The sequence below is a fragment of the Brevundimonas sp. genome, assembly GCF_003248455.1.
GTDB lineage: Bacteria > Pseudomonadota > Alphaproteobacteria > Caulobacterales > Caulobacteraceae > Brevundimonas.
The window spans coordinates 81,658-102,014 of record NZ_QFNM01000001.1; the positions used below are offsets into that span (position 1 = coordinate 81,658).

Consider the following 20,357-nt stretch of genomic DNA (forward strand, 5'->3'; position numbering starts at 1 on the left):
CCCGCGCCCGCAGCGGACGCGTCTTCGTCCATCGATCCTGGCGCAGGAGGCTGCGCATGACCGGCGTCCCCTCCTCCGATCTGAAGGCCTATTTCGCCGAGGCGCGGCGATGGGATCAGGACCGGCTCAGCGCCGCCCTACGATCGCGGCGGCTGGCCTGGACCGTGGCGGCTGTGGCCGCCGGCCTGACCGTCGTCGCCGTCGCGGCGGTGGTGGTGCTGACCCCGCTCAAGACCACCGAACCCTTCGTCGTGCGGGTCGACCAGACCACCGGCGCGGTCGATGTGGTGCGGGGTCTGTCCTCGGCCGAAGGCCCGGCCACCTATGACGAGGCCGTCAGCAAATATTTCCTCGGCCAGTACGTCCGCGCCCGGGAGGGCTATCTCGACCCCGCCGCCGAGGAAAGCTTTGCCCTGGTCTCGATCCTGTCGGGCGCAACGGAGCAACGCCGCTGGGCCGACCTCTATCGCGGCTCCAACCCAACCAGTCCGCAGAATCTCTACGGACCTGAGGCGGAGGCCGTGATCGCGATCCGCGCCATTGGCTTCATCAACGAAGGCGTCGCCAATGTGCGCTTCCACCGCACGGTGCGTCAGGCCCAGCAGATCGTGGAGAGCGATTGGATCGCCACCATCGCCTTCACCTATACGCGCGCGCCGATGTCGGAGCCGGATCGCCTGCGCAATCCGCTCGGATTCCAGGTGACCTCGTACCGCGCTGATCCGGAGGTGGTCCGATGAGAAGCCTGTTGATCGCCCTGGCCACCGGCCTTGTAATGATGACGTCGGGGCCGGCCTGGGCCGAAGACCGCGACGCCCGGATGGTCGAGGTCGACTACGCGCCGGGCGCCGTCTACCGCATCGCCGGGGCCTTCCGCACCGCCACCCAGATCGTCTTTGGTCCGGACGAAGCCATCCGCCATGTCGCGATCGGTGACAGCGTTAGCTGGGAGGTCGCGGCCGAGGGGTCCGTCCTCTTCCTCAAACCCCGAGAACGTCTGCAGGCGACCAATCTGCTTGTGGTCACCGAACGCGGAGTCGCGACGCGTCACTATGCGTTCGAACTGGCGGCGCGAGACGCCCGCGATCGATCCTCCATCGCCTACCAGATCCGGTTCCGCTACCCGGCCGACCTCCAGGCCGCGACCGTGGCGTCGCTCGACGCTGCCGCCGAGGCGATCGAAGACCGCGTGATCGATCTGGCGCTCGATCAGGCGGCCCTCTCCGGCCCCCGCAACCTCGCCTACAGCGTCCAGGGCGCGTCGGACTTGCAACCCAGCGAGGTCACCGACAACGGCCGCTTCACCGTGCTGAGGTTTCCGGCCAACCAGCCCATCCCCTCGATCTTCGCTGTCTCCGCCGACGGCGAGGAAAGCCTGGTCCCCTTCGATGTGCGCGGCGAGTTCGTGGTCGTCCACGCCGTCGTCCCTGGTCTGCGGCTGCGCCGCGGTGCTTCGGTGCTGTGCATCTTCAACGAAGCCTACGACCCGCGCGGTGTCGCCACCGGGACCGGAACGGCCTCGCCGATGGTGGATCGGAGCGTGACGCAAGGAGCCCGACCATGACCGCCTCGCCTGAACCGAAGGACGACGCCGCGGTGGAATCCCGTGCCGAAGGCCAGGGTCTGCCGCCGACGATCGACCGGGGCATATCCCCCATCGCCGGCCGTTTTGGCGGCCGCGGGTCCAAGGTCGTCACTTTGGCCGCCCTGGGCCTCGGCTGCGCGGTCTTTCTCTTCGCCACATGGGATCGTGGCGAGGCGGATGACCAGAAGGCGGCGGCGGACCAACCGGCCCGGCAGGTCGTTCCGTTCGAACCGGCACGCCGCGACACCGAGCCGCCCCTGCTGACGGATCAGCCTCTCGATCCCGAGGCGCCGATCCTGACGTCATCGGACGAACAGGTGCCGGCGCTCGAGACCTCGCCTTCCTCTTCATCGAACGGCCCCTCGGCAGCCGAAAGGCGCCAGACCCTGATCGACGAGGCGAGGCGATCCCCGGTCCTCGCCTACAGCCGCCAAGGCTCCGGCGTCGCACCGACCGGCGGCCTGGCCGCTGCGGGCGTTGCGCCCGGGACCACCGCGCCGATCCAGGCCCGCGTCACGCCGCTCGACGGCTTGCGCCAGACCTCGCCGGTTAGCGAGGCGCGGGCCGGCCAGCTGGGAGATCGCAACCTCTTGCTGACGGCGGGCGCCTCCATCCCCTGCATCCTCCAGACGGCGATGGACAGCGCGACCCCGGGGTTCGTCAGCTGCATCCTGCCGCGAGACGTCTACTCGGAGAGCGGAACCGTGGTGCTGATGGAGCGCGGCACCCGGGTGCTCGGCGAGTACCAGGGCGGTCTGCAGCAGGGCCGCAATCGGCTCTTCGTCCTGTGGACCCGCGCCGTCACGCCCGCAGGCGTCACCGTGGGCCTGGCGTCACCGGCCGCCGACGCCCTCGGGCGCGCGGGCTTCGATGGCCGCGTCGACACCCATTTCTGGGACAGGTTTGGCGGCGCTCTCCTGCTGTCGCTGGTGGACGACGGTCTCTACGCCGCCGTCGGACGTGACGACGCCGTGCGCGAGACCGCGCGGGCGCCGTCGGACGCGGCCGCCGTCGCGTTGCAGACCTCGGTCGATATCCCCGCGACCCTGCGCAAACCTCAAGGCGCCGAGGTCTCTATTTTCGTGGCCCAGGACCTGAACTTCGCCGGTGTCTATCGGCTGAGCGCAAGGTGATGGACGACACCGCTGTTCTGGAACACTACCTCGCGCCGCTGCGACCCCTGCTCGCGCCAGACGACGTGACCGAACTGGTGATCAACCGCCCCGGCGAGGTCGGAATCGAACAGGGCGGCCGGTGGCGCTGGCATGAAGAGCCGCTGCTCACTGAGGCCTGGCTCAGGACGCTTGCCGTCGCCGCCGCCGCCTTCACCAAACAGGATGTCAGCGACGCTCGGCCGATCTGCTCGACGACCCTGCCCGGCGACGAACGATGCCAGATCGTTCTTCCGCCTGCAGCCCCGACTGGCACTGTGTCCCTCACCATCCGTAAGCCCTCGCGCCGGCAGTTCGGTCTCGACGCCTTTGCGACCGGGGGATTGTTCGACGCGGTCGTCGCGGCGGATGACGCGTCTGCGGATCCGGTCGACGCCGACCTCCTCGCCCTGAAAAGATCGGGAGACTGGTCGGCCTTCTTCAAACTGGCCGTGGTCTCACGGCGCAATATCCTCGTCTCCGGCGCCACCGGCTCCGGCAAGACCACCTTCGCCAAGGGTCTGGTCGAGGCCATTCCCGACCATGAAAGGCTGCTGACGATCGAAGACACGCGCGAACTCGTCGTGCCCCACCGCAACGTCGTTCACCTGACCTATTCCAAGGAAGGCCAGGGTTTGGCGCAGGTCACCGCCAAATCCCTGCTCGAAAGCGCCCTCAGGATGCGGCCCGACCGGATCCTGCTGCAGGAACTGCGCGACGGCACGGCCTTCTTCTATCTTCGCAACGTCAACTCCGGCCACCCCGGCTCGATCACGACCGTCCACGCGGACAGCGCCTCTCTGGCCTTTGAGCAACTGACGCTGCTGGTTCGCGAATCCGAGGGGGGAGGCGATCTGCCGCGGGAAGACATTCGGGCCCTGCTGCACCTGCTCGTCGATATCGTCGTCCAGATGCGCAAGACAGATGGCCGGTTCCGGGTGACGGAGGTCTGGCATGACCCGCTTCGAAAACGCCAGCCCGGCCGCTAGACTTGCCCTCACGTTGGCAGGCCTGAGCTGTCTCACGGCGCTCGGCTTGATCGGGGCCGTGCTGATCGCGTTGGCGGGACTGAACCGGCTGTCGCCGGATATCGACCTCACCCGGGTGCCGGCCTGGCTCTGGTACTATCGTCACGACTCCGATCTCCAACGCTGGCTTCGCATCGGGTCGCTGATAAGCGCATCGGCTGTCGGGATCACAGGTGTCGCGGTCGCGCTGAGCCAGAATCGCCCCCTGCACGGCGGAGCGCGCTGGGCCTCGAGAGCTGACCAGGCGGCGGCGGGTCTCAGGTCCCGCGAGGGCATTCTCCTCGGCCGCACCGCAACCGGCCTGCTCATCTCGGGCGGTGCCGATCACGTCATGCTCTATGCCCCGACCAGAACAGGCAAAGGCGTGGGCGTCGTCATCCCCAATCTGCTGACTTGGCCCGGTTCGGTCGTCGTCTTGGATATCAAGCGCGAAAACTATGAGGCGACAGCGGGGTTCAGGGCTGCAGCGGGCCAACGCGTCCTGCTCTTCGACCCCCTGGCGCTTGATGGACTCACCACGCGTTTCAATCCGCTCGGTCATATCGACCGCACGAGTACGATGGCTGTCCTGGATGAACTCCAGCGGATGAGCATGATGCTTTTTCCCGGCCACGACCATGCCGATCCCTTCTGGTCGGAAGCGGCCCGCACCGGCTTCATCGGGATCGGTGCCTATGTTGCTGAGACGCCTGATCTGCCGTTCTCACTTGGCGAGATCTTCCGCCAGCTGACCCGTAACGATGCCCGCACCCGCTTGCCGGACATTATCAATGCGCGGGGCCAGACCGACGCGCCTCTGTCTGCGGGCTGTATCTCCGCCCTGTCAGACTTCTGCGGCTCGAGTGAGAACACGTTCGCCTCGATCCGCCAGACAATCACCAGCCGGATGGGCTTGTGGCTCAATCCGACGGTCGACGCCGCGACGGCTGCAAGCGATTTCGATCTGCGCGACCTCCGCCGGGGCCGCCTGTCGCTCTACCTCGGCGCCTCGCCAGACAACATGCTACGGGTCGCACCACTATACAGCCTGCTCTTTCAGCAGCTCGTCGATCTCAACTCCCGCCGCCTCTTCGCCACAGGAGATCAACCGGTTCTCGTCCTTCTGGACGAGTTCGCCCGGCTCGGTCGGGCGCCAGTTCTGGCCCACGCCTTCTCCTATCTCGCAGGCTACGGGTTCAGGTTGCTCCCTGTCATTCAGAGCCCGTCTCAGCTCCGGGCGCTCTACGGTCCTGAAGGGGCCGACGAGATCATGACCAACTGCGGTGTCGAAGTCGTATTCGCACCCAAAGAGCTGAAGGTCGCCCAAGAGCTCAGCGAGCGGCTTGGATATACGACTGTGACCTCCAAAAGTCGCAGTCGTCCGATGGGTCTGGGGTCGGGACGACGGACCACCACGGCTTCGGACCAGCGCCGCGCCCTGATGCTCCCGCAAGAACTCATGCAGCTTCCGGCCGGGACCTTGATCATTTTCAAGGCCAGCGTCCCGCCGACGCGCGCGGAGAAGATCGTCTTCTACCGCGACAAGCGGTTCACCCGTCGACAGAGACCCGCGCCCCCCCAGAAACGCCTTTGCAAAACCGCCGTCGTGGGCGCCGGCACAATCCAAGTTGACCCTCGCCCCGCCGTGGAGACATCCGACATGGACTACGACGCCATCGTTCGCCGTTTCTCGGCCGAAGGTTGCCCCCCGCCTGAACCGGGCGCGTCCGAACAGGAGGTCGCGAAATGGCTCGACAGGATGATCGACGCGGCCGCTCGTCCTGACCTCGCCCACGGGGCCGACCGATGAGGACGCCCACCCAAACCGCCGGCTCGGTCGCGTCCGAGAACGCCGTCTCGCCATCACCTCAGAAGAGGACCGGCGGCCGTTCCGTCACAAAGGGTGAAATCCCGGCTTCGATCCTGGATCGATATCTGATTGAGCGCGACCGTCAGGGCCGTCCTGAACGCTTCTATCGCGATCACCGAGCCGTCGATCCAATGTTCAGGGATGAGGGCAAGCGACTGGTCACCCGGCAAGCCTATCCCGACGCGGTGGCGGATATGCTCAAGGTGGCTCAACACCGCGGTTGGACGCAGGTCCGGGTGTCGGGCGACGAGACCTTTCGCCGGGAGGCCTGGGTGCAGGCGCGAGCCTTGGGCGTCGACGTCAAGGGCTACCAACCGCGCGACCGGGACAGACAGGCTGCGGGCGACAAGGTGAGGGAACCGCCGACGGGGCCCGATCGCTCGGCGGGTCCATCCGCCATATCCGCCGAAAGGCGCCTGAAGGAAGCGGCCATCGTGGTGCGTCGGCTGATCACTGATCCGGCCGCTCAGGCCCGGCTCATAGAGCACGCCTATCAGCGCGCCCGAGACATGATCCCTGGCCTGCCTCGCCACCCGGATGGGGACCGATCGCCGCGCCGTGAAAGCGATCGCATTCGCCGGTAGATTCCGGATCGCGCCTGATAATCGGAAAAGGGGAACGTTGCGGTGGTTGCTGACCTGGCGCAGGCGGGTCACCCGCCCTCTTTCGTCGGTTTGATGCCCATCTTCGATCCGAAATTGGTGGCGAAATAGTCGATAAGCTCAGCGCCGTGCGACCCCTCGCGGAACGCCTTCTGGGCCTCGAAGTCGAGATCCGGAACCAGATGGATCAGTTGTTCGTCCCCGAACAGTGATAGCAGAACCTGCGGATCAAGGCCGCCCGTCCGCTCGCCGATCAGACTATTCCCCGCCTCGACCACCGCGCCGATCATCACATCGGCGATTTGGACAGCCGGGCTGGCTTTGGAGTTGACCTGAACCACCTCGGTCAGCTTCAGCGGAAACTTCACCGTCGCGATTTTCGATGACCGGAACTCAGCCTCACCTTTGTGGTCGATGAACGCCTGCAGGAGGCCGCTGTAGGTGGCGAGGTTCTTAGACTCGTCATGCTCGACCCGGTAGGGACCTGAAGCCATCACCTCCATCCGGGTAATCAGGGCCTGCATCACGACGATCGCGGCATCGGTTGAGACCCCGGGCGTCGCAATCGCCCGCAAACAGTCGGGATCGGCGTACTGGGCGAGCGGTCCCAAAGCCTCGGGAAGCTCGGTCCAGTTGGTTCGCCGGACCGCTGCGACCAATGCCTGAAGGCTGTCTGGCGACTTCTCCTTCACCGCCCGTTGAAAGGCGGCCAGCATCGCTTCAAAGGCGTCCGCCCCCAGGATCGATGGGCCAACCCTGAGCAGGAGCGAGCCCATCCCGTAGTGCTGGCCGTCCTGGTAGAAGTTCAAACCGCGCGCGTAATAGTAGGGCTCCGCCGCCCAATCCAGGAACATCATCACCAGCAGGAAGCGCTTGTCGCAGATGTAGGTGACCGACTTGAAGCCTTGCAGGACGTCGCGCACGAGAGCGATCAGGTGAGGATGGTTGCCCGGGCGCCGGGACAGAGACCTGTATTTCAGCTCGGTCGCCTGAAGCTTGGGAAAGTGCGTATTGATTAGCCGCCGCGCGTCGTCGTCGGAAATGGCGACCGCCGCAGCGCCCTGAAAGCGCTGTTGCGGGTTCAGGAGGTCGAAGCCTGTGTACCCGCTTTCGTCGATCCGAAAACATTCCATTGTTGGTCCTGCTTTCCGTGTCGCCCGCATTAGATCCCACGCAACGACCGGTGCGGCCACGTAGCGTCCTGGCGATCAGAGCTTATGATAATAGTTGGCGATCGAGGTGGCATAGCTTGCACCCAGCGCGGTGCTGGTCATGCCTCCGATGTGATCCCGGAACAGACCTGCAGCCCTGCCGGCGACGTGCCAGCTGCTCGCCTTGGGCTCTGACTGAGCCCATAGATGGTACTGGAAGAGGATCTCGTGTCCCCCGATCAGCGGACCGAAGACCGGCTTGTCCACGGCGGCGATGAAAGCCGAGACCACCTTGATCGCCGTCTCGCAGTCCTCCCGGGTGAGCTCAATATGCTTGAGCGGCTCCCACTGCGCCAAACGCGTGGGACCATCGAGACCGAACTCGTGCGCAATATCGTTCCGTGTGTCCTGAAGCTTCTGCAAGGCCGGCTCGAGCGCCATCGCCTTGGCCGGCAATGGGCCGAAGACCGCGGCGAGTTGGGCCAAACGGTTGACCCACAGCCCCTTGGTGAAGGTGGCGACCTTATCCTTGAGCTTGCGGTTCCACCCTGTCGGCGGCGCCTGTTTGCCCATGACGAAAAGGTAGCCGTCCATTCCTGACCAAACGCTATCGATAAGTTCAGGATGGGCGGTAAGAGCGCTCCGCGCGGCGGAACTGAGATAGACCTCAAGCAGTGAAGCGGCCGAGACGAGAATGTACTGGCGGGTCCAGATCTGATGCTCCGCAACGGCTGCGCGCCAGTCGGCGTCAGAGGTGTAGAGGCCGTGAAGGTCGGGCGCGTAGGGCGGGAATACGATGTTGGGAAAGCCCGCCTCCAGGTGATCGTAGCCGCGCTCGCCAACCCAGAAGACATGGTTGAAGCGGGTCAGGTTCTGCTTCGCCATCTGCCGAGCGAGCGTTGTTCCGAAGGGGAGCTTGGTTAGGGTCAGGGACATGCCCCACCATGACGGTCTCCAGGATCGGACTGCAAGCTATGGTTACGCTTGTTGGCGACGCGGCGATTGGAGAGGTCCGAGGTTTATCGATCGCGGCTTGGTCGCTCTTGTGGACCCTCCGGCGGTCGGTCTGATCGATCCCGCCGTTCCTGGATCATTCGGGCGAGCTCTTCTCCTCGGGTCTCCACACGCGGCATGCGCTTGATAAAAGCTTCAAGCACCTTCCCCAATGCCAGGTCTTCGGCCTTGGGCGACAGCGACAGCGCGACGGCCTGCGCCACGAAGAACGTGCGCACGGCCGTCTGACGATCCCGAACTTTTGCGAGCCACGGCCTGTCCCGCTTGCGATCCGCAGCGTCCCTTATCGCGCCGATGTCGGTCCGTGAGGGCGGCCCGACCTGCTTGTCGAAACGATCCCGCATGCGTCGAAGGGCTCCGACCTCCGCCTTCTTGACGACGCCCCGAGCGCGACGCGGAGTCGCCTCCGCCTCAACGCCCCGCTCACGGAGCGCTGCGGCAAAGGTCTGTCGCCACCGCTCGAGGTCCGCCTTGCGCGGGTTCAACTTTCGCCCGTCGTGACCAAGCGTTCTCACGGTGAGATGAACGTGGGGGTGGCGCTCATCCGTATGGAAGGCAAAGACGTAAGGATGGGTCGCTCCAAACGTCCGGTCGGCGAACGCGCGCGATGCGTCGTGCGTGCGGAACGGGTCTGTGCCCGGCGGCATACTAAGAACGATGGAAAGGCTGACCGATCCGTCCGCGCGCCGGCGAGGGTCCGCGTCAACCTCCGCCATCCAGTCCCGAGCCAAGTTGCGCACATCCTCTCGCCCGGACAGCAGCTCCCCGTCCGGCCCCTCGATCGGCAACTTTCCGTTGCGAGCGATATAGCTAAGATGGTTCGCCAGATGGACGCCATCACGCGTCCGTCCCGTGATCTTGACCATGACCTCCGGGACGCGTCGCGCGATCCTGTCGAGGCGGGCTCGCGGACTCATGTCAGCCGGCGAGCGCGTCACCCTCCCGGGCCGGTCGGTCACCCGTGCGCGTTTCGGACGAACAGGCGGACGGATCGCCTCCTCAAATCCGCGCATCTGAATGAAGTCGGCCATCAGCGATCCGACCAGTAGTCGAGGTTGCCCCGGAGGGCCTCCTGAAGCCCGGACAGGTGTCCACGAATTTCTGCGGCGAAGGCGTCTAGTTGGGCCACCTCCAGATCGAGCACCTTCCCCTCCAGGACGGCCGTATTCAGGGCACGGGCGATCTGGTTCACATTGACGCCGATCCGTCTCAGCTCGCGTTGAACGCCGATGAAGGCCAGAGCGTCCGGCGGCGCGAGCTGCGGCCGATCGTGAAGCCGGCGACGGATCAGAGCCGTGGTCCACTGTGTCCGTGATAGCCCGCGATGGGCGGCCTCGGCCTCCAGCAGCACCATGTCGATGGGTCGCAGCCGCAGACCCAGCTTGACGCCGGACGGGCCAGGCGGCTCTTCCCCTTGCTCCGGAAGTGCCGTGTCCGCAGCCCCCTCGATGAGCCGTCGCAGTAAACGCGACCGGCCGCCCTGGCGTCCTGCGGCCGCGTCGAAACGACGGGCCAGAGGGCCAGGAAGGCGAACGGTGAAGCGGTCCATTGGGGGCGTGCTTGTCTGACATTGCCGGCGCAAAGCCTATCCTGCCCTAGACCGTCACCCCCTTCGCCCCGTAGGCCTACGGGGCTGCCCGCCCTCCCCTCGGCGGTCGAAGCCGTCCGCTCGCCCGCCGCCCTGAAGGGCACCCCAGCCTGGGCGGTTCAGTCGCTGATCTTCGTCTGTTTGAAACGAGGTAGGTATTTTTGATGACCCACCGGTCTGGTTCGAGGATTCCATACCTGGGTCGTCAGACCGCCACTGAATCATCGCGACGGTAATCATCGCATTTGGCGTAACGATCGTAAGCATACCTAGTCAGGTGGGTCATGGCGGCGCCCTACCCCGAGCAGGCGAGAACCTTGTTCGCCAGCCACGGCGACCATAGGTTGGGTGTGAAGGAGCATTCCTATGACCACGCCCACGACAACCACCGTGCTACCATTTCCGCTTCCGGCGTCTGCGCCCGCTAAGACCGTCGCCTCCCAGGACCGGATCTGGGGCAAGGCGGTGACGGCCAACGGCTATGCGGGGATACCGTCGATCCTCATTCAAGCGCAGTCCCGGCTCGGCCTGACCGCGATGCAGTTCAACATTCTGGTCCAGCTGCTCGACTACTATCGCGATCCCAACCGGGCGCCGTTCCCTTCACGCGCGGAACTGGGCCGTCGGATCGGCGTGAAGCCGAAGACGATCCAGACGAACATGCGTCAGCTCGAACAGGCCGGTCTTGTGCGCCGGGAGATGCGTAAGACCGCAGCCGGCGACTGGGCCTCAAATGTCTATCATCTGGATGGGCTGATCGACCGTGTCCGCAAGTTGGAGCCGGAGTTCACCCAGGCACGCAAGGAACGGGAAGCAGTCCGGCTCCGCGTCTCGACCCCCGTGGGCCGCCGAACGTCGTAGAAACCCGGGGCTGAAATTGATTTACCCCGGGGGCATGCTTTGCAGCAGAGGCGATCCCGGGGTGTACGAAGGTAGAGATAATCCATGACCCCCCCCGTTGCAAGGGCGGCCGCCGACGCCGACGCGGTGGAGGCGGCGCTCTCTCTGGAACGCTTCGCCCGGTACGTCGCCTGGGCCGACGGCGATCGCGAGCGCGCCGTCTCCCTCTATACGCTGAACACCCAGGTGTCCGAAGCCCTCTACGTGCCTCTGCAGGCGTTGGAAGTGGCGCTGCGCAACCGTATACACACGGTCATGTCGGCGGCTCACGGCCCGGGTTGGTTCCAACCCGAGGCCGGACATGTCACCGACCGCCAGGCGGAACAGGTTCGTGCGGCGGTCGCCGAGTTGACCGAGGCGGGCAAGCCGATCGAGGACGGGCGCGTCGTCGCCGCCCTGACCTTCAGCTTTTGGACCTCGATGTTCGGGCGGGAGCAGGACGATCTTTGGAAGCGGACCCTGCACAAGATCGCGACCCGCGACGGCCGCTTCCTGTCGCGCAAGGACTTCACCGCGCGGCTGACACAGGTGCGCCTGCTCCGTAATCGGATCGCCCACCATGAACCCATCCTCTACTGGAACCTGCCCAAGCTGCATCAATCCATGCTTGAGATGACGCGCTGGCTGTCGCCGGCGATGGATGATTGGCGTGGCACGGTCGATCGCTTTGCGCAGGTCCATCCGGCGGAACGGCTCGCCCTGCCACGTCCCGGAAAGGACGAGGCATGACCGAGGATGACCCCGAGCCGAAACGGGTGATCGACGTGAACGAGATACGCGATCCGTCAATCCTGGCGCACGGGCTCGATCGCGCCGACCGAGCCTACTGGCTTTACTACGACGAGACGCAAAACATCCGCCGACTCCATCTCGAACGCGGCACGCTCAACATCGCCGCTCCGGACTGCTGGGTGCTCGGCGGCGTCGGTCGGCCCGACGACACCCCAATCGACCTCGCGCCCCTGCGCCAGCGCGCGCGTATCCAGGCCTCGGCGGAAGAGCTGAAATTCCACCTGTTTGGACAGAAGGGCGGCGACCTCCTCGACGCTCTGGCCAAGCCGAAGATGGAGACATTTCTCGACTGGGTGATCGAGCAGGATCTTCTCGTCCACTATCTGGCGCTCGATCCCTTTTATTGGGCGATCGTGGACATCATCGATTCCGCTCTGCCCGATGATCCGGGCATGCTCGTCATGGCCATCCCGCAGTTGAAGTCGGACCTGTTCCGGCTTCTCCGGTCAGATCGCGACCGGGCGGCATCCCTCATGGTGCGGTTCAACTACCCGGACATCGCGCCACAAAACCGGGCGCCGTTCATGACGGCCCTCATCGACTGGCTGAGCGAGGCGGAGGAGGCCTTCGACCATTTCGACTACCAGATGCTTCGCGGCGTCCTGCAAATGGGCCGACGAAAGCCACTGACCTTCATCGAGGGCGAAACACCTCATGTCCTGATCGACGGGTTCAGGACATTCTTCATCGAGCGCATCTGTCTCCTGAAAAATGCCCGCCATGTGTTCGATCAAGAGGATGTGGTCGCCGCTGAGCTCGCGAAAATGGAGTTTGAAGACGACGGGTTTCAGTTCTGCAACCATCGCTTCGCGCCGCGGTCGCATGACGAGCCCGGCGTTCAGGCATCCGACATCATGGCGAGCCTGATTGGCCGGTTGTTCAGTTGGGCGGCCGGCGTGGACGATGAGGATGTCATGGAGACACGCGCGGCGCTCACCCCACTCCAGGAGCGAAGCCGCCAGCGCCTCTCCACCCTGATCCGCGCAAGCCGAGCCGAGAACGACGCCCTGACCAACGCGGTCGTGAGTCTGGAAGACCAGCGCAAGATCGCCGGGTTCCTGGACCTGTGATCGAATCGGCGCCGTCAGGCGCCGGTTCGCCCTGCTCAGGTCTGGTAGCTTCTGAGATGATCGACGGCCTTCTGAGCGTGAGACGCGGCCGAGATGATGAACCGCTTGTCGCCGCGCAGGACCTGCAGCCATGAGCCGATGTAGGCCGCGTGATCCTCGCGGGGTTCGAGCGCCAGACCCAGGTCGGCGCAGAGGAAGGCCGCACCGAGTTCGGCCACCAGCTCTTCGCGCGCATACCCTTCATCGCCATGGCGACGTCGGCCGAAGTCCCGGTCGAGCCGAGCGGGGTGGCGCGTCCAATGCGTCAGCTCGTGGCCGAAGGTGGCGTAGTAGGCCTGGGGATCCAAGAAGCTCTCGAACGGCGGCATCTGCACATAGTCGGGTTCGAGAACGTAATAGGCGCTCCCGCCCCCATGGCGGACATCGGCTCCAACGGCGGCGAAGAACGCTTCCGCGTCGGCGACCCGTTCGCCGGGATTTATCGCGGGCGCCGCGACCGGCGCGTACCTGTCGCCCAGACCGTCGATCTGATCGACGTTGAAGACGGTGTAGGCCTTCAGAAAAGGCACGCGCGAGGGCTCCTCGTCTCCGCCTTGGGGAGACGGGTCGCGCTGAAGCGCGCCGGCATAGACGACCGTTGCGCCCTTCTCGCCCTTGCGGACGCGGGCGCCGAGGGCGAGCGCCTGACGGAAGGTCATCCAGGTGTCGGACTGGAAGCCCCGGCTGGCCGCCTCGGACCAGAGCAGCAGAACGTTAATGCCGCTGTAGGCTTCACCGTTGTGGCGCAGCGGCCGGGCCACATTGGTCTGCGAGGCCCAAGGCTGTGTCCAGGGCCGAACGCCGACCTCAAGCTGAGCGATGATGCTGTCGGTGATGCGAGTGTAGAGATCGGGGCGAGCGGGATCGGCGGGGCGCGACATGGCGGCCTCCTCGATAAGGGGTTTGAAGGAAGGGGCGGCGGCGCTTTCGCCAGCGCCGCCGCGACTTGGGTCAGCGAGACCAGATCAGGCTGTGACCGCCGTCGATCTCCACCAGGGAGGCGTAGATCGGGGCCGGGAAGCTGGGGTCATCGAGCTTGACCGAAAGGTACTCCCGATCTTCCCGCGAGGTGCGCTTCCAGGCGGCGCCGAACTCGGTGGAGCCGGAGAAGATGCGGAAGTCCGGCGCCTTCTCATCGGTCTTGTCGTTGGCCCGAAGCTGGGCCGACTTGACGTTCAGGCTGAGGGTCTTGATCGAGCCGCTGTAGTTGCCGTCCGATTGCTGGGTGAAGGTTCCGATGGTGGCCATTGAAGTCTCTCCTTGCTGATTTCGGGCCACGCCTGCCGCGGCCTCGATGGCGATCGACGGACCGGGGGCCGGGCGGCGCGCAGGGCGAGCGGAGAGAGCCCCCGCAGCAAAGCGGAGGACCGGGAAGAGCGAGTTTCTTGTTTCGCGAGGAAGGCCGCAGGCCGGGGAAGAAAGTCGCGCGAGCGGTTGCGCAAGCCGACCGGACCTCGGTCAGATCAGGCCATTGAGAGGCCGCGCCGGCTGGACCGACCTTCAGGAGAGATCACGGTCGCACTCGCCGCCACAACAGATCGACCACGTCTACAGGCTTGACCTGCTCCCGCCCTCAACCTCATGCCGCCAGCGGGAACACCTTCTCGACCGACAGGGACCCAGGCGGCAGCGGTCGCAACAACTCCGTCTCCGGCCGCTCCAGCCCCAGCCAGGCCGCGCCCTCCTCGGGACGCAGCAGTACAATCTGTCGGTCGTGATAGGGAGCGATGTCCGGGCCCGGCTCCGTCGTCAGGAGAGCGAAGGCGTCATTCTTTATGATCCCAGCGATCCAGAAGATCGGTTCTTCGGCGAGAGTGAAGCGCCATTTGGTCTTTCGCTTCTGGCCCGCCTCGGACGGCGTAAACTCGAAGAACCCGTCCGCCGGCGCCAGACATCGGGTGCTTCCGCCAAATGTCCGGCCGTCGGAACGGAAGTTGAAGACCGGAGCGCCGGTCGGCCCCTTCCACGCCCACGGCAGGGTGACCATCTCCGGCCCGGCGGCTCCCTGAACGATGATGGGTGCGCGATCGCCGATCCGGATGGACGACATCGGCCCGAAATTCGGCATGCCGCCGGGGAAAACCACCCGGCTGCCGGTGCGGTTGAAGGCCTCGATCACGTCATCGAAGGGCAGGATCAGTTGGTACTCATTGCACAAGTTTCGGTCCTCCGGCGTCCAACCTGTCCCCAACGCAGGCGGACCATCCTGGTTGACTCCAGACCAAAATGAGAACCAGAACATTTCAGGAACATTTATGACCTTGGAAAGGAGGCCGCTATGGCGTTTCGGCCTGCCGCCGAGCTGTCGGCGCTACGCGAACAGATTCAGCGTTTGGAGAATCCGGGTCGCACCCGCGCGGGGATGCTTCCGTTCGGCGTGCCCGGTCTGGACGCCGCGCTTCCGCAGGGAGGGCTTGCGACGGGCGCGCTGCACGAAGTCGCAGGCGGCGGCGACGGCGCCGTAGATGGCGCCGTCGCCGCCCTGTTCGCAGCAGGAATTGCCGCCCGTCTGCCGGGGCAGGTGTTGTGGTGCGTGACACGTCCGGACCTGTTTGCACCCGCGTTGCGGCAGTCAGGTCTCGATCCCGATCGGGTCCTCTACGTCGAGGCTGGCGACGAGACGACCCTGTTGGCGTGCTTCGAAGAAGGGCTACGTCACCGCGCCCTCGGCGCGGTCGTGGCCGAGATCTCCCGCCTCTCGATGACGGCCTCGCGCCGTCTGCAGTTGGCGGCCGAAAGCTCGGGAGTGACCGCCCTGGCCGTCAGGCGATGGCGACGCGCCACCGAGGCTGCCGATTTCGGCCAGCCAACGGCGGCCGCGACCCGATGGCGGGTCACGCCCCAGCCCTCATCCCCGCTGCCCGCGCCAGGTGTGGGACGTCCACGCTGGTTCATCGAACTCTTGCGCTGCCGCGCTGGCGGATGCGCCGAATTCACTCTGGAAGCCTGTGATGAGAAGGGTCGTCTCGCTGTACCTGCCGAACTGGCCCATCGATCGGCTGCGCCGGCGACTGGGCGCCGCCGCGCCGCCGCCTGACGCCCCGACAGTCCTTGTCGGCCGGGACCGCCGTCGCCGCATCATCACCGCCTGCAATCCTTCCGCTCGACTTCTGGGTCTTCGCCCCGGTCTCGCCGCCGCCCAAGCCCACGCGCTCGCGCCGGGCCTCCTTCCATTCGACGCCGATCCCGAAGGCGACGCCGTTGGTCTCGAGCGGCTCGCCCTATGGGCGCATCAACGCTATGCGCCGGTCTGCGCCGCCGATCCGTCGGACGGCGTCGCCATTGACGCGACGGGCGCGACGCACCTCCGGGGCGGCGAGGCGGCATTTCTGGCTGACCTGGAAAACCGGCTCACGAGCGCCGGTGTTCACGCTCGAGCAGCCATCGCGCCGACCTATGGCGCGGCGCATGCGGTTGCCCGATTCACCCGCGGGCCGGCCATCGTCGCCGAAGGCGAGATAGGCCGTCGTCTGGGCGCGCTCCCTTTGGCCGCGCTCCGGCTTTCCGAAGACCTGCGAGACAGCCTCGGCCGCTTGGGGTTCGAGACCATTCTGGATGTGGAGCGCCAACCCCGGGCTCCGCTGACGCTGCGTTTCGGCCCGGAGCTCGGGAGACGCCTTGATCAAACCTTCGGCCGAACATCAGAACCGATCGTTCCCGTTGTGGACGAGACTCAACCCCGAGCGGAGCGGGTCTTCGCCGAACCGATCGGGGCGCCCGAGACCATCGCGCGCTACATCGACCAGTTGGTCGAGGTGCTCACGGCGACACTCGAGCGCGACGGCCTCGGCGCTCGCGGCCTCGATCTCCTCTGTCACCGGGTCGACAACCGTATCGAGGCCGTCCGGGTGGCCACGGCGCGGGCGATCCGGGATCGCAAACGGATAACGCGACTGCTTCACGATCGGATCGAAGCCATCGCCCCCGGTTTCGGCATCGAGCGCATGACGCTGGTCGCATCGATCGTTCAGCCCCTGGATTGGCGGCCAGCCGACACGCGGTTTGGAGAAGCGGATGTCCCCGATATCTCCAACCTCGTCGATGTGCTGTCGAACCGCATCGGCCCAGGACGCCTCTACCGTTTGACGGCGGTGGAGAGCGATGTCCCCGAGCGTGCCGTCCGCAGGGCGGCTCCGCTCGAGACAGTCGCCGCGACAGGCTGGACGCAGGACTGGCCCCGGCCCGTCCGGCTTTTCCAGCCCCCCGAACCTGTCGAGACCATGGCGCTTCTCCCCGACAACCCGCCGACGCACTTCACCTGGCGCGGGGTCCGCCGACGCATCCGAAGGGCCGACGGCCCTGAACGGATCTACGGCGAATGGGCGCGTCGAGATGCTGAGCTTTGGGCCGTTCGTGATTATTTCCAGGTCGAGGACGACGCGGGCGAGAGGTTCTGGCTGTTTCGCGCCGGTGACGGGGAGGACGCGCGGACAGGCTCACAGGCCTGGTTCATTCACGGGAAGTTCGGATGAACTACGCCGAACTTCAGTGCGCCTCCCATTTCTCATTCCTTCGCGGAGCGAGCTCCTGCGAGGAGCTTTTCAGCCAAGCAGCCGTCTGCGGTCTGGACGCTCTGGCGATCACGGACCGAAACAGCCTGGCCGGCATCGTCCGCGCCCACGTCGCCGCCAAGGTCACGGGGGTTCGCCTGATCGTGGGTTGTCGACTGGTCCTGACGGACGGCTCGGAGGTGCTGGTCTACCTGATGGGACGCGCCGAAGCGAACGAACGGCTTCTACCGCTTGCGGCTCGCCATGCGGACCAAACAGCCAACAATCGGAGAAACGCTCGGAAGCCGCGACGGCGTGGAGAAGAAACACGAGAGGCCGCGATGAGCGTGATTGCCCAGAACGAAACCATTTCAAAGCGCCGGTGCGCCGAGCGGGTGGCGGAAATCCGAGAGTTGACGGACATTCGCTCGATCGAGCAGCGGATCTCGGAATATTTCGAGAAGCTACCGAACGGCCGATTTAGACCGACAGCAACGGCTGTCGCCAAAGCTCGGGCTGCGAAAAGGGGGGGTTAGCGACGTTAGGTCCGGAAAACTTGAGGGGGTTAGCGATGCTACTCCCCTCTCCCACGACCTTGGCCGCCTCGGATGATGCTCGAAACTGGAGCTCATCCCATGAAACCTCGCCCCATGCCGTCACTGGCTTTCATCGCCGACCTGATCCGCCTGACCGCAGCAGTGGTCACTCTCATAGCCGCGATACTGCGGGTGTAAGTACTCACCTTCCAGCAAAGCGACCAGAACAGGGGCTTCCTAGTCATCTCGGGCTAGCGGTTACGTCTCCATTCCGTGCTCTGGGTGGAAAACCAAGCTGGCGTGACGACATGGCCGACTCCGAATGCCCGCATGACTGGCCCCGCCAGCAGAGCCGCTACCTCTGTCCAGTTCGCCTCCAAGGCTCCGATGGTCGCGGTCGCCCGGGACTTTCGGACATCGTCCGTCGCCTCATGCCCTTGGAACATCCATCGGTGGTGAAAGTCATGAAGGGTACGGCCCTTCAGCCCGCGCCACTCGCAACGGAAGTGGACTTGGGTGGCGAAACCAAACTCACGCGCCATCAGCGTCGCGTGGCGAACGACCTCGGCGATCCCCATCGCCATCTGGTTGGGACTAAAGGCAGCGCCCGGCGAGGTGCCCTTCCACCAGCTGGTATCTTCGATATAGCCGCGCTCGATGCTGGCGAGGCCGGTCGCTGACACACGCCACACATCCATTAAACCGACGCCGCTATCGGCCTCGAGCAGGTTCATCTCGAGGAACTCCAGCTCCCCGCCATCAAGCTGCTGATCTGTTTTCGAGCGAGGGGTCAATGGCCCATCAAAGACATGGAAGGCGCCCCAGCCCGTGTGGATCTCAGGATCGAGCTCATTGGCGACACGGCGAAGCATGTCCGACAGCTCGTTCGGGCTCGGAAGTTCGCCGGAGGTCTCGATCAGATAGGAGAACCGGTAGTTTGACTTCGCGATGATCTCAGGCCGGCCGTTCTCGGCGACGCCCTTGAGAAAGGCGGCGGCCATCGCAGCATCCCAGTTTTCCAGGCGCTCCATCGCCGATACGGCATCAGGCCCTGTGGCGCCGCCGCGTAGGGCAAGCTCGATGGCGCCGAGGATGCTCGACCGCTCCGCCATGGCGCACCTTCGGATGAGCGGTGTCCATTCTTCCGGGGTCAGGATCGGAGCGCTCTCGGGCCCGACCTTTCGAATGTAGTAGGCGCCGCGGTTGATGCCTTGGACCTTGCCGCTTGGATTCTGAGGGCCATCCGCGCGACAGCAGACCGGGGTCGGCCCGTGGGTTGGCACAATGACTACGGCGTAGGTTCGGCCTTGCGGGTCATCCAGCAGCCGCACGTCGCACTGGAAGACCGGGATGAGATAGTCTTTGACGACGCGTGCGATCGTGTCTCGGCTCGGCAGTTGTGGCCGTGGAGATGCAGGCTCCAGATTGTCGTCAAAGCCGATGACGATGTGCCCGCCGCCGTGGTTAGCGAGAGCGGCGATATGCCTGGCGAGTTTCGCGCGGCCCAAGGGCGTCTCGAGATCGACCTGTGCCTTGTACTCGGCACTGAGCGTCTCGTTCGGATCGTCGACGAGAAGCCGAAGCGCATCAGGTCCGAGGGTGTCAGTCGGAGTCACGTCCCGCCTCTTCGCGAAGTTCGCGGAGCCGCTCTTCGCACACCGTGATCGCGAGGCTGCGCAGCACTTCGACCCGTTCTGTCAGCCACACGAGCTCCTCGTCGGTGATCCGATAGTGCTCGGAGTAGCGCGCCTTCACGTAGGCCTCGCGCAACAGCTCGAAGCACCGGCGCTCGAACTTGGTCTCGCGCGGCCAAGCCTCCGCGAGCCGGGCGTTGATCGCCTCGGCCTTCTTGCGGAGAAAAGCCAGATTGTGGGCCTTGCCGCTGTAGAGCGTCACCACGAGCAGGATGCAGTGGTAGAGATGCTCTGACGCCTGGTGGAGACTGAATGCCGCTAGGCTGTTGTTATCGCGCTGCGCGTAGAAGACAGCTCCCGCTTGGAACTCCTTTGAGCTGTGCATCCACTTCGAGAAGAAGCCCTCAGCTTCGGCCAGCGCAGCCTTGGCTTTGATCGTCGCCGGCTTGTGCAGTTTGGCTCCAGGTGTGTCGTACAGGACGACACCATCGCGCAGGATGTCGGCAAAGAAGTAGCGGCCTCTATCCAGCTGTTCGTTCACGTCATCGAGCGTGTGAACAATGATGCTGACGGGCGTGCGGATTTCGCCTTCGCCGGGCATGGTCCGGTTATTGGCGTCGAACCAGAACTCGCCGTCCGTCAGATCCTCATGATCGACGATGACCAGGAGATCGAAGTCCGAAAAGTAGCGTCCGACCGGATCGTGGACCCAGTCCCCTCGCGCGTATGATCCGTAAAGGACGATCTTGAGGATCTTGCCGTTCTTCAGCCGCTCGGCGCGACGCGTCGAGATCGCTTCGTCGAACGAAGTACGGATCACATCGACGACGTAGCGGAGCTCGGACTGCTTGGGCAGCGGCAGATGATCAAGAGACTTTTTCACGGGCAGATTCTCCCCGAACGGCTCGCGCGCCGCAAGGCAAAGTTG

The 20,357-nt window shown here is 65.2% G+C and carries 21 protein-coding genes; 12 read left to right on the forward strand and 9 right to left on the reverse strand.

The features are described 5' to 3' along the window. Positions 1-56 precede the first annotated feature (56 nt). Genes DI624_RS00470 through DI624_RS00495 form a run of 6 tightly spaced genes read left to right on the forward strand, consistent with a single transcriptional unit; the run spans position 57 to position 6,197 of the window. On the forward strand, positions 57-740 hold the full coding sequence (locus DI624_RS00470; protein ID WP_291535364.1) for a VirB8/TrbF family protein: 684 nt from the start codon (positions 57-59) through the stop codon (positions 738-740). An 8-nt stretch (positions 741-748) separates the two neighbouring features. Next, on the forward strand, positions 749-1,564 hold the full coding sequence (locus DI624_RS00475) for a TrbG/VirB9 family P-type conjugative transfer protein (protein ID WP_291535366.1): 816 nt from the start codon (positions 749-751) through the stop codon (positions 1,562-1,564). Then, a complete protein-coding gene (gene virB10 / locus DI624_RS00480; RefSeq protein WP_291535367.1) occupies positions 1,561-2,718 on the forward strand; it encodes a type IV secretion system protein VirB10 in 1,158 nt (385 codons plus the stop codon). Before DI624_RS00475 ends, virB10 begins: the two co-directional genes overlap by 4 nt. Next, positions 2,718-3,725, forward strand: coding sequence for a P-type DNA transfer ATPase VirB11 (virB11, locus tag DI624_RS00485; protein WP_291535368.1), 1,008 nt, complete (start codon positions 2,718-2,720; stop codon positions 3,723-3,725). Before virB10 ends, virB11 begins: the two co-directional genes overlap by 1 nt. Continuing rightward, complete coding sequence (locus DI624_RS00490) at positions 3,691-5,553, forward strand: type IV secretory system conjugative DNA transfer family protein (RefSeq protein ID WP_291535369.1); 1,863 nt, start codon at positions 3,691-3,693, stop codon at positions 5,551-5,553. Before virB11 ends, DI624_RS00490 begins: the two co-directional genes overlap by 35 nt. After that, a complete protein-coding gene (locus DI624_RS00495) occupies positions 5,550-6,197 on the forward strand; it encodes an LPD7 domain-containing protein (protein ID WP_291535370.1) in 648 nt (215 codons plus the stop codon). Before DI624_RS00490 ends, DI624_RS00495 begins: the two co-directional genes overlap by 4 nt. A gap of 68 nt (positions 6,198-6,265) precedes the next feature. Here DI624_RS00495 and DI624_RS00500 read toward each other — a convergent pair whose 3' ends face one another. From DI624_RS00500 to mobC, 4 genes are all read right to left on the reverse strand, one after another. Then, a complete protein-coding gene (locus tag DI624_RS00500; protein WP_291535372.1) occupies positions 6,266-7,348 on the reverse strand; it encodes a DUF3800 domain-containing protein in 1,083 nt (360 codons plus the stop codon). A gap of 75 nt (positions 7,349-7,423) precedes the next feature. Next, positions 7,424-8,302, reverse strand: coding sequence for a hypothetical protein (locus DI624_RS00505; protein ID WP_291535373.1), 879 nt, complete (start codon positions 8,300-8,302; stop codon positions 7,424-7,426). Between the two features lie 83 nt (positions 8,303-8,385). After that, on the reverse strand, positions 8,386-9,411 hold the full coding sequence (locus tag DI624_RS00510; RefSeq protein WP_291535374.1) for a relaxase/mobilization nuclease domain-containing protein: 1,026 nt from the start codon (positions 9,409-9,411) through the stop codon (positions 8,386-8,388). Further along, positions 9,411-9,929, reverse strand: a complete 519-nt coding sequence (gene mobC, locus DI624_RS00515) for a MobC family plasmid mobilization relaxosome protein (RefSeq protein ID WP_291535375.1) — start codon at positions 9,927-9,929, stop codon at positions 9,411-9,413. The genes DI624_RS00510 and mobC overlap by 1 nt, the downstream gene beginning before the upstream one ends. A gap of 405 nt (positions 9,930-10,334) precedes the next feature. Here mobC and DI624_RS00520 point away from each other — a divergent pair, with 405 nt between their 5' ends. From DI624_RS00520 to DI624_RS00530, 3 genes are all read left to right on the forward strand, one after another. Then, positions 10,335-10,829: a helix-turn-helix domain-containing protein gene (locus tag DI624_RS00520; protein ID WP_291535377.1), complete on the forward strand. Its 495-nt coding sequence runs from the start codon at positions 10,335-10,337 to the stop codon at positions 10,827-10,829. Positions 10,830-10,913: 84 nt separating this feature from the next. Then, positions 10,914-11,597, forward strand: coding sequence for an Abi family protein (locus DI624_RS00525; RefSeq protein ID WP_291535378.1), 684 nt, complete (start codon positions 10,914-10,916; stop codon positions 11,595-11,597). Continuing rightward, a complete protein-coding gene (locus DI624_RS00530) occupies positions 11,594-12,730 on the forward strand; it encodes a hypothetical protein (RefSeq protein WP_291535380.1) in 1,137 nt (378 codons plus the stop codon). Before DI624_RS00525 ends, DI624_RS00530 begins: the two co-directional genes overlap by 4 nt. Positions 12,731-12,765: 35 nt before the next feature. Here DI624_RS00530 and DI624_RS00535 read toward each other — a convergent pair whose 3' ends face one another. The 3 genes from DI624_RS00535 to DI624_RS00545 form a co-directional block, all read right to left on the reverse strand. Then, a complete protein-coding gene (locus DI624_RS00535) occupies positions 12,766-13,650 on the reverse strand; it encodes a zincin-like metallopeptidase domain-containing protein (protein ID WP_291535381.1) in 885 nt (294 codons plus the stop codon). 70 nt (positions 13,651-13,720) lie between these two features. Then, the gene (locus tag DI624_RS00540) at positions 13,721-14,017 is read right to left on the reverse strand and encodes a DUF736 domain-containing protein (protein WP_291535382.1); all 297 of its coding nucleotides are present in this window, start codon (positions 14,015-14,017) and stop codon (positions 13,721-13,723) included. Positions 14,018-14,348: 331 nt separating this feature from the next. Further along, on the reverse strand, positions 14,349-14,927 hold the full coding sequence (locus DI624_RS00545) for an SOS response-associated peptidase (protein WP_291535383.1): 579 nt from the start codon (positions 14,925-14,927) through the stop codon (positions 14,349-14,351). A 120-nt stretch (positions 14,928-15,047) separates the two neighbouring features. Here DI624_RS00545 and DI624_RS00550 point away from each other — a divergent pair, with 120 nt between their 5' ends. The 3 genes from DI624_RS00550 to DI624_RS16055 are packed head-to-tail and all read left to right on the forward strand — an operon-like array spanning position 15,048 to position 17,795. Then, positions 15,048-15,806: a damage-inducible protein gene (locus tag DI624_RS00550; protein ID WP_291535384.1), complete on the forward strand. Its 759-nt coding sequence runs from the start codon at positions 15,048-15,050 to the stop codon at positions 15,804-15,806. Further along, positions 15,721-17,241 carry a DNA polymerase Y family protein gene (locus tag DI624_RS00555; protein WP_291535385.1) on the forward strand — a complete coding sequence of 507 codons (1,521 nt, stop codon included), beginning with the start codon at positions 15,721-15,723 and terminating at the stop codon, positions 17,239-17,241. The genes DI624_RS00550 and DI624_RS00555 overlap by 86 nt, the downstream gene beginning before the upstream one ends. Next, positions 17,238-17,795 (forward strand): PHP domain-containing protein, encoded by a 558-nt coding sequence (locus DI624_RS16055; RefSeq protein WP_367142064.1) that lies wholly within the window; start codon positions 17,238-17,240, stop codon positions 17,793-17,795. Before DI624_RS00555 ends, DI624_RS16055 begins: the two co-directional genes overlap by 4 nt. A 251-nt stretch (positions 17,796-18,046) precedes the next feature. Here the strand turns inward: DI624_RS16055 and DI624_RS00565 are convergent, their stop codons facing one another. Both DI624_RS00565 and DI624_RS00570 read right to left on the reverse strand, forming a co-directional pair. Beyond that, positions 18,047-19,411: a hypothetical protein gene (locus DI624_RS00565; protein ID WP_291535387.1), complete on the reverse strand. Its 1,365-nt coding sequence runs from the start codon at positions 19,409-19,411 to the stop codon at positions 18,047-18,049. Beyond that, positions 19,398-20,312, reverse strand: a complete 915-nt coding sequence (locus tag DI624_RS00570) for a HEPN domain-containing protein (protein ID WP_291535388.1) — start codon at positions 20,310-20,312, stop codon at positions 19,398-19,400. Before DI624_RS00570 ends, DI624_RS00565 begins: the two co-directional genes overlap by 14 nt. Positions 20,313-20,357 lie beyond the last annotated feature (45 nt).